The organism is Chryseobacterium sp. 27AL, assembly GCF_057815395.1.
In genome coordinates this window covers 1-12,619 of the sequence record NZ_JBYRIW010000006.1, presented here as the reverse complement: position 1 = coordinate 12,619, position 12,619 = coordinate 1, and the positions used below count along the sequence as shown (strand labels likewise).

Genomic DNA, 12,619 nt, shown 5'->3' with positions numbered 1-12,619 from the left:
TTTAGCTGAAAACCTAAAGATTATCTCAATTGATGAGATGATCTTTTTTTATTATCAAAATTAAAATTTTGTCCATTCCAAAAAAAACTCTACCTTCGTTTCAACTTTAGGGGTGTCTGTTGACAAAAACGGGCTGAGATTTTACCCTTTGAACCTGATTTCTAGATCATACTAGCGTAGGGAAAAGTGAAATGACTTTGCTGTACATTCTATTGTACAATCATGGGCATTCCTAAAGTATATGTAAAAATTTTAGGAATGGAACTCACAATCAACCACACATTAAGGACATTCGATATACTTCCTGAAACATTGGAAGCATTATTGGCTATGGAAATTTCTCAAAAGAGAAAAGGTATTGCCGTAGCGCTCAATAACCGTATTATTCCGCAGGCATTCTGGGCGGAAACATTCCTCAACGATAAAGATTCAATTTTAATCATCACTGCCACTCAGGGCGGTTAATTCCACATAAAAACAAAATTGTATGGCTCATCACATCACCCGTTCGCCGTTTCCGAACTCAAAGAAAATCCATGTTGAAGGGAAAATACATCGCATTCACGTAGCAATGCGCGAAATAACACTCAGTCCAACAAAATTATCCAACGGATCTTTAGAGCATAATCCACCGATTACCGTTTACGATACTTCAGGACCTTACACCGACGAAAATTCTGAAATTAATATTGAAAAAGGGCTCCCAAGAATCCGTGAACAATGGATTTTAGACCGAAATGATGTAGAAATTCTTGACGGAATCACTTCAGAATACGGAAAGGCACGTCTTGCAGATTCAAAGCTTGATGATTTGCGCTTTTCTTACAATCACAAACCAAAAGTTGCCAGAGAAGGAAAAGAAGTAACCCAGCTGTACTATGCAAAGCAGGGCATCATAACTCCCGAAATGGAATATATTGCCATCAGAGAAAACCAAAGAATCGAGCAGCTGGATTCCGTTTCCAAAGAAATGGCTTTTCAGCATGAGGGAAACAGTTTTGGCGCAAGAACTCCAAAAAATAAAATCACTCCCGAATTCGTAAGAGATGAAATTGCTGCAGGAAGAGCCATTATTCCCAACAATATCAATCATCCTGAAAGCGAGCCGATGATTATCGGCCGGAATTTTTTAGTTAAAATTAATGCCAATATTGGAAACAGTGCCGTTTCCTCGAGTATTGAAGAAGAAGTGGAAAAAGCAGTCTGGGCTTGTCGTTGGGGAGCAGACACGATCATGGATTTATCCACCGGGAAAAACATCCATGAAACCAGGGAATGGATCATCAGAAACAGTCCGGTTCCGATTGGGACGGTTCCGATCTACCAAGCATTGGAAAAAGTAAACGGAGTTGCTGAAGATTTAACATGGGAAATTTTTAAAGATACCTTGATTGAACAAGCGGAGCAGGGCGTGTCTTACTTCACGATTCACGCCGGTGTTTTGTTGAGATATATTCATTTAACGGCAAAAAGAGTGACAGGAATTGTCTCCAGAGGAGGCTCCATTATGGCTAAATGGTGTCTTTTTCATCACAAGGAAAACTTTTTATATACTCATTTCGAGGAAATCTGTGAGATCATGAAAAAATATGATGTGGCTTTTTCTCTCGGTGACGGCCTTCGTCCGGGTTCCATTGCTGATGCCAATGATGAAGCACAATTTGCGGAGCTTGAAACATTGGGAGAATTAACGAAAATCGCTTGGAAGCATAATGTTCAGGTCATGATTGAAGGACCGGGACACGTTCCGATGCATATGATTAAAGAAAATATGGATAAGCAATTGGAAGTATGCCAAGAAGCGCCTTTTTACACATTAGGTCCATTAACGACTGATATTGCACCGGGTTACGATCACATCACTTCAGGAATCGGAGCGGCAATGATCGGCTGGTTCGGTTGTGCGATGCTGTGCTACGTTACACCGAAAGAACATTTGGGACTTCCCAATAAAGAAGATGTAAAAGTTGGAGTGATTACTTATAAACTGGCTGCCCATGCTGCAGATTTGGCAAAAGGTCATCCCGGAGCGCAGTACAGAGATAATGCATTGAGCAAGGCAAGATTTGAATTCCGTTGGGAAGATCAATTCAATCTTTCATTAGATCCGGAAACGGCAAGATCTTACCATGATGAAACGCTTCCTGCTGACGGAGCGAAGATTGCGCATTTCTGTTCGATGTGCGGACCAAAATTCTGTTCGATGAAAATCACCCAGGAAATCCGTGAATCTGCAGAAAAAGGCATGCTCGACAAATCTCAGGAATTCATTGAAAAAGGAAAAGAAATTTACATATGATTATTGTAATCACTCCGGAAGAACGTATCCAGAGAGAAACTGAGATCATTAATGAATTGTTTCAAGAAGGACTGGATTTAATTCATCTCAGAAAACCGTTTGTCAGTCAGGAAGAAATGGGAGACTTTATTCAGGAAATAGATTTACAATTTCATCATCAGTTGGTTTTGCACAGTCATTATGATTTGGCGAAAGATTTTAATATCTCAAGATTTCATTTCAGGGAAACTGACAGACAAAATGGATTGTTTAAACCTTTTAAAGATAAATTCATTTCAACTTCGGTTCATGACATCGAAACTTTTAATGAATTACATGAAGAATGGGATTATGCCTTTATCAGTCCTGTTTTTCCGAGTATTTCTAAAAAAGGATATGGAAAAGATTCTACGATTTTGAATGATATGAAAAAAAGAAGCAATTCAACAGTAAAACTGATTGCGTTAGGAGGAATTAATGAAAATAATATTCATGAAGTATTCAACAGTGGAGCTGACGGCGTAGCTTTATTAGGTGTGATTTGGGAAAGTAATGAACCGTTAAAAGTTTTCAGAAAATGCAGACAGAACGTCCTTTCGTGATGAGTATCGCAGGCTATGACCCAAGTGGCGGAGCAGGCTTACTGGCGGATATCAAAACTTTTGAACAGCTGACGGTTCAGGGATTGGGAATCTGTACGGCAATGACGGTTCAGACAGAATCACAATTTTTCAGTATAGAATGGCAGCCTTTGGAAACAATTCTTTCATCAATTGATATTTTGATGAAGAACTATCCGATAAAAGCAATAAAAATAGGCGTAGTAAAAGATGCAGAATTTTTAATTGAAATTATTAAAACCATAAAGTTAAATAATTCTGAAGCCATCATAATTTGGGATCCGGTGTTAAAAAGCACATCCGAGTTCTCTTTTTTTGATCTGAACACTATTTCTAAGCTGAAAAATATATTGTCACAAATTGATTTACTCACACCAAATTACAATGAATACAGGATTTTACAAGAAAATCGTCTTTTGGGTAATGCAGAACATTCATGCTCTGTGTTAATAAAAGGAGGCCATCGCGAAGATAGACAGGGAACGGATATTTTATGGAAAAATGGAATAGAAATTTTAATTGAACCTAACGATAAAAATCAAGTTTTCTACCCAAAACACGGTTCAGGTTGCGTACTTTCTTCAGCGATTGTAGGTTATTTGGCAAAAGGAGAAAACCTGGAAACTGCATGCCGAAAAGGGAAATCATATATAGAGAAATTTTTAACAAGCAACCCGACTTTATTGGGATTTCATTCTTAAAAATTGAGATTTAACATTGGTCTTTGCTGAGTGTTAACGCCTTCGCGAACTTAAAAACAGTTAGTAGTTAAAAAAATCTTTGTGCTCTTTGCGCTCAAAAAAATAAAAATGGAAAAATTACAATATATCTCTCAGGGCTTCACCATAGAAGATCAGGAACTCAATATCCGGAAAGCCCTTGACAACGGAGTAAAATGGATACAGGTTCGTTGGAAAAATGCCCCTGAAAGCCAATTCATCCGGCTTTGCGAAACTTCAAAAGAACTTTGCTCAAAATATCAGGCTGCTTGTATCATTAACGATCACGTTCATGTCGCAAAAGAAATTGATGCACACGGAGTACATATCGGGTTACAGGATATGCCGGTAGAAGCGGCAAGATTTATTTTAGGTGAGGATAAGCTCATTGGTGGAACGGCTAATACATTTCAGGATGTACTTCAGAGAATGGCAGAATCCTGTGATTACATTGGGCTGGGTCCTTTACGGTTTACACAGACCAAAGAAAAACTGAGTCCTGTTTTGGGTTTTAACGGATATCAGGACATCATACAGGAATTAAAGCAGATATCACTGGAAGTTCCCAAAATATTCGCCATTGGAGGCGTTGTCCTTGATGACATCGAATTATTACAACAGATCGGAATTTATGGCGTGGCGGTTTCTGGACAAATTACGGGTCAGCCTTCCATTATCAACAAATTTAAAACAGCATTACAATGAATAATCAACCATTAACAATAGCAGACAGAACCTTCGAATCAAGATTATTCTTAGGAACAGGAAAATTCGGAAACCTTTCAGAAATGACGGATTCTATCATTGCTTCAGGAAGCGAGTTGGTAACGATGGCATTGAAACGTATCGATGCATATTCTTCAGAAGATGATATTTTAAATGCCTTAAAACCAACAAAAGCTCACCTTTTGCCCAATACATCCGGTGCGAGAACTGCAAAAGAAGCGGTACTGGCAGCCCAGCTGGCGAGGGAAGCCTTGGAGACCAACTGGGTCAAACTGGAAATTCATCCCGATCCGAAATATTTACTGCCCGATCCTGTTGAAACCCTTTATGCAACAGAAGAATTAGCCAGATTAGGATTTGTGGTGATGCCTTACATTCATGCCGATCCGGTATTGTGCAAACGTCTGGAAGATGCAGGAACATCTGTAGTAATGCCGCTAGGCGCACCAATCGGAACCAATAAAGGACTGAAGACCTTGGATTTTTTAGAAATCATCATCAGCCAGTCTAATGTTCCTGTGGTGGTAGATGCCGGAATCGGAGCACCTTCCGATGCGGCAAAAGCCATGGAGATGGGTGCAGATGCCGTACTGGTAAACACTGCGATTGCCGTAGCCAGGAATCCTGTGAATATGGCATTGGCCTTTAAAGAAGGCGTAATTGCCGGCCGAAGAGCATTTGAATCAGGCCTCGGGGCTATAGCTCAGCACGCAGAAGCCTCAAGCCCGCTGACTGCTTTTTTGTTCGATTAACGAAAATCCTGCAGTAACACATTGAAGAGTCCCGAAGGGACGACCTAATAAAAGGATAGGATGTAGTCCTATCTAAAGAATAACATTTACACATAAATTGGATAAGCGGTATGAAGAGTTTTAAAAACCTTTTTGAACAACACCAATGGGATGAAATAAAAACAAGACTAGACAACGTCACGTTGTCCGATGTTGAAAGAAGTCTTTATAAAAAGAACAAGACCATAGAAGATTTTCTGAATTTTCTTTCGCCTGTTGCTGCTCAAAAGTTAGAGGTAATGGCAAAAATGACACAGCAGCTTACCCAAAAGAGGTTCGGGAAAACGATCCAGTTGTATGCACCGCTCTATCTCAGCAATGAATGCCAGAACATCTGTACATATTGCGGATTTAGTTTAGATAATTCCATAAAAAGGAAAACACTTACCGATACCGAATTAATGACCGAGGCTTCAGTATTAAAATCAATGGGCGTAAATCATGTCTTGCTGGTGAGCGGAGAAGCGAATAAAACTGTGGGAATTGATTATTTTTTGAATGCGGTAAAACTATTAAAACCGCATTTCGCCAATATTTCCATAGAGGTTCAGCCTTTGTCGGAAGAAGAGTACCAAATGCTTCAGCATGTAGGTGTACATGCGGTCTTGGTCTATCAGGAAACCTATCATCAGGAAGTGTATAAAAAATATCATCCGAAGGGAAAAAAATCCAACTTTGGGTTTCGGCTGGAAACTCCCGACAGAATTGGGAATGCGGGAATCCATAAAATCGGGCTTGGTGTTTTACTGGGACTGGAAGACTGGCGTGTAGACAGTTTCTTTAATGCGCTTCATATCGATTATCTTCAAAAGCAGTATTGGAAAAGCAGGTTTTCCGTCTCATTTCCCAGGCTGCGTCCTGCTGAAGGAATTATAGAACCAAATTTCATTATGGAAGACAAAGATTTGTTACAATTAATCTGTGCTTACCGAATCTGGAATGAAGATCTGGAAATTTCAATTTCAACAAGAGAGAATGACAAGTTCAGGAATAATATCATTTCCTTGGGAGCAACCGCGATGAGTGCTGCTTCAAAAACCAATCCCGGTGGTTATGCGGTAGATAAAGAATCCCTGGAACAGTTTGAGACCAGCGACGAAAGAAGCATGGATGAAATCAAAGACATCATTAAAAAAGCCGGCTATGATCCTGTAATGAAAGATTGGGATGCCATTTATAGTTGAATTAAAAATTAAAAAGAATTTCAACCATTAAGATTTTATTTGAAGACTTAATCATTTAAGTGAGCAAAGAAGAATCAACAAGTTAATTTGATAAAGCTGTGTTTTCAAGCTTCGCGAAGCAAATTTTATTTGCCTTTGCTTTCTAAAATAATAGGTAAAGTTGAATTAAAAACTTTGCGTTCCTTTAGTTTGTAATTAAACGAAACAGGTTAAATTAAATACACATGATAAAAGAATATCCATTGTTATCATTTGCTGAGTGTTAACGCCTTAGAGACCGAAAATAGAAATGATTATTTAAACTAAAAACCTAGCGACCCTTGCGTTAAATCAAAACCAAACTAATCAAATGAAAAAAGAAGCAACATTTACCTCCGTGTTCTCTTTTAAGTCAAACGGCTTTGTGAAAATAAATAGTATACATCCAAAAACTTAGTGCCCTTAGTGTCAAAAGAATATCCATTGTTATCATTTGCTGAGTGTTAACGCCTTAGCGACCGAAAAATATACGTAATCATTAAACTAAAAGCTTGCGATCCTTGCGTTAAAAACCAAAACAAAACTAATCAAATGAAAAAAGAAGCAACATTTACCTCCGTGTTCTCTTCTAAGTCAAACGGCTTTGTGAAAATAAATAGTATACATCCAAAAACTTAGTTCACTTAGTGTTCAAAGAATATCCATTGTTATCATTGCTGAGTGTTAACTCCTTAGCGACCGAAAATAGAAATGATCATTAAACTAAAAGCTTGCGACCCTTGCGTTAATCCAAAACCAAACTAATCAATGAAAAAAGAAGCTTTGTGAAACTAAATAAATAGTATACATCCAAAAACTTAGTTCACTTAGTGTTCAAAGAATATCCATTGTTATCATTTGCTGAGTGTTAACGCCTTAGCGACCGAAAATAGAAATGATCATTAAACTAAAAGCTTGCGACCCTTGCGTTAAAAACCAAAACAAAGCTAATCAAATGAAAAAAGAAGACACCTTTGCACGCTACAGCCGACAGATCTTTATTGAAGAAATAGGTCTTGAAGGTCAGCGGAAAATACTAAATGCTAAAGTACTCGTAGTAGGAGCGGGTGGTCTGGGCAGTCCGGTAATTCAATATCTCGCCGGAGCCGGGGTCGGAACTTTAGGGGTTGCAGATTTAGATGAGGTTGAGCTTCATAATCTCAACCGCCAGGTAATACACCATGAAGGCTCGGTAGGAAAATCAAAAGTAGAAAGTGCAGAAAATTTTGTTAAGAAATTGAACCATCAGGTAAACTTTATCGGGATCGACAAGAAAATCGATCATTCCAATGCAGTGGAAATCATTTCACAATTCGATATCATTGTCGATGGCTCGGATAATTTTGCGACCAGATATTTGATTAATGATATCTGCTCAGATTTGCAGAAGCCGCTTGTGTATGGAAGTATTTTGGGGTTTCAAGGACAGGTTGCCATCTTCAGCTGTAAAGGAAGTAAGGAGCTTAGAGCTGTTTTTCCTGAGCCACCCTCCGAAGATCATATTCCTGATTGCGATAGCTTAGGAGTATTAGGCCCACTGCCTGGAATGGTAGGAAGCATGATGGCTGGCCAGGTTCTGAAGATCATTGCTGATCTGCCTTTGCAGCTTAACCAGATGATATTGATTGATATGCTGAATTGGCAATTTCATACCATTGATTTTTAGATGATTGTATTAGATTTATTATTAATGCAATGTATTTCTCGATCTAATTTATAGGCTTTCATTTGGAAATAACAATAATTTGTTTACATTTGCGACGGAAAAATAGTCTGATACAGGCAATTTTTAACACAAATGAAAACCCTATGATGAAAAAAATTCGTCTTTATACCTTTTTGCATCCCTATGCAAAGCTGCTAAGCTTGCATGTAACGATCCTGCAAAACTCAATACATTTATCGAATTACTTTTTACATCATTCTATTTTCAGAAGATTTTTTCCGTGTTCATTAGGTGCTAGAAATAATTTGAAAGCTTCGAATATCACGTCAGATTTTTTCTTCGGCCGCCCTCCGCCATGATACCAGCTGGTAATTCAGTTCTTAATTAATTTTCTTTTTGCTATCGGAAGCTTGCAACTTTAGCAATAATACAATAATAAATGATAGAGTGCAACCAAATCTTAACAAACATTTATCAATCTTATATAACATAAATAAGCAATGAAAAAAATAATAACATTGGCAATTTCACTAATCGGCATTAATATTTTTAGTCAAGTAGGAATTAATAATACAAACCCCAAAGCCACCCTTGATGTTACGGCTGGAACTACGGATGACAGTAAACCAGAAGGTTTAATAGCACCAAGATTAAATGGGGACGATATTCAAAGAAAAGATAATATTTATGGTATTGATCAGAAAGGAACTATTGTCTATGCTAAATCACCGGTTACTGTTCAAAGTCCTAAAACGGCTAATATTACCACAGAAGGATATTATTATTTTGATGGTAATGTGTGGCAGAAATTTACCATAGGAAATTCTGCTTCGGTTTCAAACAATGTGATAAGAAAATCAGGGGCTACATATGTGTCTCTGGCAGCTTCTGACATTACAGGTCTATTTACTACACTATCCCTTATTTCATCGGCACCTTCAGGCGGATTTTTGCTGACCTCTCTTGCAGCTTCAGATATAGGAAAGACTCTTTATATCCAGAATAATACGGGAAGCAATTTCCTGGTGAATTATACAGATGATCTTTCTTCGGCAACAAATTATACGCTACAAAATACCCGTGGGGCTGTTTTTGTATGGAGTGGCAACGGATGGATAAGAGGTTCATATTAATTTAAAATAACAAATAATGAAAAAAAATTATATAATTACAGCTATTCTTCTTGGAGTTCTATCAGAAGCCCAGATACTTACCAATAGTATACCCGTTGTAGGTATTACCGGATCTAATGTGATCCTTGATGCCAGTACCAATTACAGTGCCGAGGCGGGAGAAGCCAACAACAAACACAAAGGAATCGTAATTCCGAGTGTAGATTTGGTCAACTTTGAGTTTGATCTTACGTTAGCTGATGGAGCTACATTTCCCACTTATTTTGATGGAATGATCGTGTATAATCGCTCAACAGGGGTTACACTGACAACAGGCCGCCGCCCGGCTGTTGCTACGGAAGTCTCACCTGGATTTTATTACTTTTATAATCCTAAAGGTGCTATAAATGGTAGCATAGTCGGGGGGCAATGGCGTCCGATGGGTAATGCTTACACAGGATCTTCTTCTGTTGTACTTAATGGTAATAGTTTTGAAAGGGCAGCGTTAACAGGCGATGTAATGGCAGCCGCAAACAGCAATATTACCACAATATCTGCTGATGCTATCAATTCCGGAAAAATTTTGGACGAAACAGTGGCTAATGCTGATCTTGCATCAGGAACCGGCGGAATTTATAAAGGAAGCGGTTCATTGTCCGGTAATACAATAGTAAATCAGGGAAGCAGCACACTTGCGTTTACTTCTACAGCAACCAATGCTTTTTCAGTAGACGGAACCACATTGTCTGTCGATGCAGCTAATAACAGAATAGGAATAGGAACAGCTGCACCGGCTACAACTCTTGAAGTAAACGGGGCGGCAACGAATAGCACTTCTTATACTACTACAGGAACTAATATAGACTTTTCAGGAAGTAATATTGCGACAACATCTAATACCGGAACTTCTATCACCCTCACAGGTATAAAAGATGGTGGTGCCTACACGCTGGTGCTAACAAGTACTGCCGCTACAGGGACACTTGCTTTCACTGCTCCCGGATTTACTTTTAAATATATGGGAACTTCATCAAGAACTTCAGGAAAAACTCATATATACTCTTTTATAGTAGTTGGTAAGGTGGTGTTTGTTACCATGGCAACAGAAAATTAATGTTGATCTTTAGATATATATTTTATGATTAAAAAAATTAACGTTTGTTTACTATTGTGGTTTTGCTGTTTCATTTTTCAAAATAAAATGAGTGCTCAGCTATTCGGGGGACAGATAAAGACGAAAACAAAAGTAGCGATCCCTTCAAGTATCGTCATAGGAACAAGCATGTATTTTGTGGCATCGGTATATGATCAGGATTATCTTCCTTATACGCTTCCGGGAGCTCCGGCTAGTTACAACAGGCCGGTACCTGCTAATGGAATTAATGAACCGGTAACCGCTGACTATCAGGGTACCATAACACCGTCTGGTATTACAGTTTCCATACCGGTTACCTGTGTGGGTAGCGGGACTTTACCAGCATACAGTACTACGGCCAATGTCCCGGCGGCTTATACAGAAGACGGAATAAGCCGGGATCTTGAGTTTTCATGGGCATCACAGACTTATACTGCATCTACTAAAAGTATAGCAGTAAAAATTTCTTCTCCAACAGGTACTCTTAATGCTAAAAAGCTTGATATTAATGCAGGTATCGGAAATGATTTTATTGGTGTTCTGCTTTGCAGTTTCAGTTATCCTTATAATAGTGCAGGGGCAGTTACCGCTTTTCAGGTAAGAGATATTGCCGGAATACCCGATAGAATGTTTGGTATAGCAGATAATTCAGGCTCTAATACCACGCATCTCCTGCTTTATCTACCTGTAGTAGGAGAGGACGGAAAGATTTGGCTCAATAATAATTTAGGGGCAGATTATAGTAATATTACAAAACCAAGCTTTAACCTTACCCAACAAGCTACGTCTGCTACTGATTATAAGGCATATGGTAGTTCATTTCAGTGGGGAAGAAAACCTGATGGCCATGAAAGAATCAACTGGAATGGGCCAACATCTGGGTCTCCTGTTTATGGTACTGTTTTCCCACTGAGTTATAGTAATACTCCTTCAACAACACGTTTCATTGTAGCATGGGGAGAATGGCGGGCATCAGCCGATAACACCATGTGGTTGAATGAATCTTCACAGTATAATCCATGTCCCAGAGGTTTCAGAGTGCCAACCAACGGGGAAATGAATAATCTTATTGCAGTTGCAGGGATAGGTAATATTTCACAAGCTGCTAGTTCTAAACTTAAACTTCCTGGTGCAGGCTTTAGGGCTCCCCGGGATGGAAATATGTGGATCGTTGGATACGGATATTACTGGACAAGCTCATCGGGAGGTAGCAATGCCACGAGTCGTAGATTGTTTAGCAGCACTGATACGGGAAACTTTTCTGTAGAAAATGGTAATTCTGTAAGGTGTATCAAAGATTAGTAGCAATATATAAATAAATCCTTTATCGCCCGACGAAGCACTCTCATCGGGCGGGATAAGGATCTTATCTCGGGCGTCATAAGAGATTCTCATCGGTCGATGAGACTGAATGCCCTTTAATTGATATTGTTATTCTTGTGATTGATTTCGGCTTTGAAGTAAGTTATTGCTTACGTACCAAGCCGTAGTTTTCTGTAAAATTTTAAATTTGGTATAGAGATCTGCATAAAGAGTCTTTTCAGTCTCTTTTTTTGCTTCTGAAATAAGGGCAATTATACTTTAAAATAAAGAAAAAAGTAGTCTGAGTTAGACTACTTTTTCTGTGACAAATGTAAACAAATTATCTTTACTTCCAAATAATAATCACTTGTTTTATAATATGTTAAATAACCAAAACTATAAATCCCCCAGAAATGAGTCATTCCGGAGGGAAAAAAAATCAATCCCGCTGTTATTTTAAAAGAATTAAAAAAGCTTTTCATTTTACCCTTAGCCTCTTCTACCCGTTCTACTCAAAAAAGCTCAACAAAAAACTCCGGCTGGAAGTATTTCCAGGCCGGAGCACATAAACACAAATATAAAGATGCTGAGGATAAGGCTAAGGTTGAGGTTAGCGATTGAGAAGGAGCGGGATACAATAATGCATTGTTTTAAGAATTCCATATTGCCATAAACGCTAATACTCATATTCTCTCTCACTCAACGGTCCTCTCACTCAAAATATTGTCCTTATAAAAAACCGGCCGGGCCGTATGATACCCGGCCGATCATTAAAATACCCTCATGAAGATTACTTCGGTCCCCAGAAGCTCCATCCCTGACCATTGAAGACGGCGATCTGGTGGGCCGTGGTGTCGTACACCACCAATCCCGGAGCGGGATCTATAATATTCAGATGAGGGCTTGCCACTTTGGGAAGCACCATCGCTTTATCGGTATCAGAAAGTACCAACACTCCCTTAAGGTCTTTATTGTCGGTTTTCCCGATCCGCACCATAGCGGATGAAACTTCCGGCTTGGTCTCCTGAAGCGAAGTATCTACCGCAGCCGGTGTTCCGGCGTTGGGAT

At 38.9% G+C, this 12,619-nt stretch carries 11 protein-coding genes, 1 pseudogene and 1 riboswitch; of the genes and pseudogenes, 11 read left to right on the top strand and 1 reads right to left on the bottom strand.

Annotated features, from left to right (window positions below; translation table 11 throughout):
• Positions 1–98 precede the first annotated feature (98 nt).
• A riboswitch (TPP riboswitch) is annotated at positions 99–200 on the top strand.
• A 58-nt stretch (positions 201–258) separates the two neighbouring features.
• From thiS to AC3WV0_RS10930, 11 genes are all read left to right on the top strand, one after another.
• A complete protein-coding gene (thiS, locus tag AC3WV0_RS10980; RefSeq protein WP_488846124.1) occupies positions 259–465 on the top strand; it encodes a sulfur carrier protein ThiS in 207 nt (68 codons plus the stop codon).
• 22 nt (positions 466–487) lie between these two features.
• Positions 488–2,299, top strand: a complete 1,812-nt coding sequence (gene thiC, locus AC3WV0_RS10975; protein WP_488846123.1) for a phosphomethylpyrimidine synthase ThiC — start codon at positions 488–490, stop codon at positions 2,297–2,299.
• Positions 2,296–2,880, top strand: coding sequence for a thiamine phosphate synthase (locus tag AC3WV0_RS10970; RefSeq protein WP_488846122.1), 585 nt, complete (start codon positions 2,296–2,298; stop codon positions 2,878–2,880). Before thiC ends, AC3WV0_RS10970 begins: the two co-directional genes overlap by 4 nt.
• A complete protein-coding gene (locus AC3WV0_RS10965) occupies positions 2,856–3,599 on the top strand; it encodes a hydroxymethylpyrimidine/phosphomethylpyrimidine kinase (RefSeq protein WP_488846121.1) in 744 nt (247 codons plus the stop codon). The genes AC3WV0_RS10970 and AC3WV0_RS10965 overlap by 25 nt, the downstream gene beginning before the upstream one ends.
• A 108-nt stretch (positions 3,600–3,707) precedes the next feature.
• Positions 3,708–4,322 carry a thiamine phosphate synthase gene (thiE, locus tag AC3WV0_RS10960; RefSeq protein ID WP_488846120.1) on the top strand — a complete coding sequence of 205 codons (615 nt, stop codon included), beginning with the start codon at positions 3,708–3,710 and terminating at the stop codon, positions 4,320–4,322.
• Positions 4,319–5,095: a thiazole synthase gene (locus AC3WV0_RS10955; protein ID WP_488846119.1), complete on the top strand. Its 777-nt coding sequence runs from the start codon at positions 4,319–4,321 to the stop codon at positions 5,093–5,095. The genes thiE and AC3WV0_RS10955 overlap by 4 nt, the downstream gene beginning before the upstream one ends.
• 110 nt (positions 5,096–5,205) lie before the next feature.
• A complete protein-coding gene (thiH, locus tag AC3WV0_RS10950; protein WP_488846118.1) occupies positions 5,206–6,318 on the top strand; it encodes a 2-iminoacetate synthase ThiH in 1,113 nt (370 codons plus the stop codon).
• A gap of 973 nt (positions 6,319–7,291) precedes the next feature.
• Positions 7,292–8,002 (top strand): HesA/MoeB/ThiF family protein, encoded by a 711-nt coding sequence (locus AC3WV0_RS10945; RefSeq protein ID WP_488846117.1) that lies wholly within the window; start codon positions 7,292–7,294, stop codon positions 8,000–8,002.
• Positions 8,003–8,502: 500 nt separating this feature from the next.
• Positions 8,503–9,135, top strand: a complete 633-nt coding sequence (locus tag AC3WV0_RS10940) for a hypothetical protein (protein WP_488846116.1) — start codon at positions 8,503–8,505, stop codon at positions 9,133–9,135.
• 16 nt (positions 9,136–9,151) lie between these two features.
• Positions 9,152–10,228 (top strand): hypothetical protein, encoded by a 1,077-nt coding sequence (locus AC3WV0_RS10935; RefSeq protein ID WP_488846115.1) that lies wholly within the window; start codon positions 9,152–9,154, stop codon positions 10,226–10,228.
• A gap of 87 nt (positions 10,229–10,315) precedes the next feature.
• Positions 10,316–11,551 carry a fibrobacter succinogenes major paralogous domain-containing protein gene (locus AC3WV0_RS10930; protein WP_488846114.1) on the top strand — a complete coding sequence of 412 codons (1,236 nt, stop codon included), beginning with the start codon at positions 10,316–10,318 and terminating at the stop codon, positions 11,549–11,551.
• Positions 11,552–12,341: 790 nt separating this feature from the next.
• Here AC3WV0_RS10930 and AC3WV0_RS10925 read toward each other — a convergent pair.
• Positions 12,342–12,619: pseudogene (locus AC3WV0_RS10925) on the bottom strand (hypothetical protein); the annotation flags it as partial.

Coding starts and splice junctions, on each gene's coding strand:
- AC3WV0_RS10940 (WP_488846116.1), top strand. CDS start 8,503: ATGAAAAAAATAATAACATTGGCAATTTCACTAATCGGCATTAATATT.
- thiC (WP_488846123.1), top strand. CDS start 488: ATGGCTCATCACATCACCCGTTCGCCGTTTCCGAACTCAAAGAAAATC.
- thiE (WP_488846120.1), top strand. CDS start 3,708: ATGGAAAAATTACAATATATCTCTCAGGGCTTCACCATAGAAGATCAG.
- AC3WV0_RS10945 (WP_488846117.1), top strand. CDS start 7,292: ATGAAAAAAGAAGACACCTTTGCACGCTACAGCCGACAGATCTTTATT.
- thiH (WP_488846118.1), top strand. CDS start 5,206: ATGAAGAGTTTTAAAAACCTTTTTGAACAACACCAATGGGATGAAATA.
- AC3WV0_RS10965 (WP_488846121.1), top strand. CDS start 2,856: ATGCAGACAGAACGTCCTTTCGTGATGAGTATCGCAGGCTATGACCCA.
- AC3WV0_RS10970 (WP_488846122.1), top strand. CDS start 2,296: ATGATTATTGTAATCACTCCGGAAGAACGTATCCAGAGAGAAACTGAG.
- AC3WV0_RS10935 (WP_488846115.1), top strand. CDS start 9,152: ATGAAAAAAAATTATATAATTACAGCTATTCTTCTTGGAGTTCTATCA.
- AC3WV0_RS10955 (WP_488846119.1), top strand. CDS start 4,319: ATGAATAATCAACCATTAACAATAGCAGACAGAACCTTCGAATCAAGA.
- thiS (WP_488846124.1), top strand. CDS start 259: ATGGAACTCACAATCAACCACACATTAAGGACATTCGATATACTTCCT.
- AC3WV0_RS10930 (WP_488846114.1), top strand. CDS start 10,316: ATGAGTGCTCAGCTATTCGGGGGACAGATAAAGACGAAAACAAAAGTA.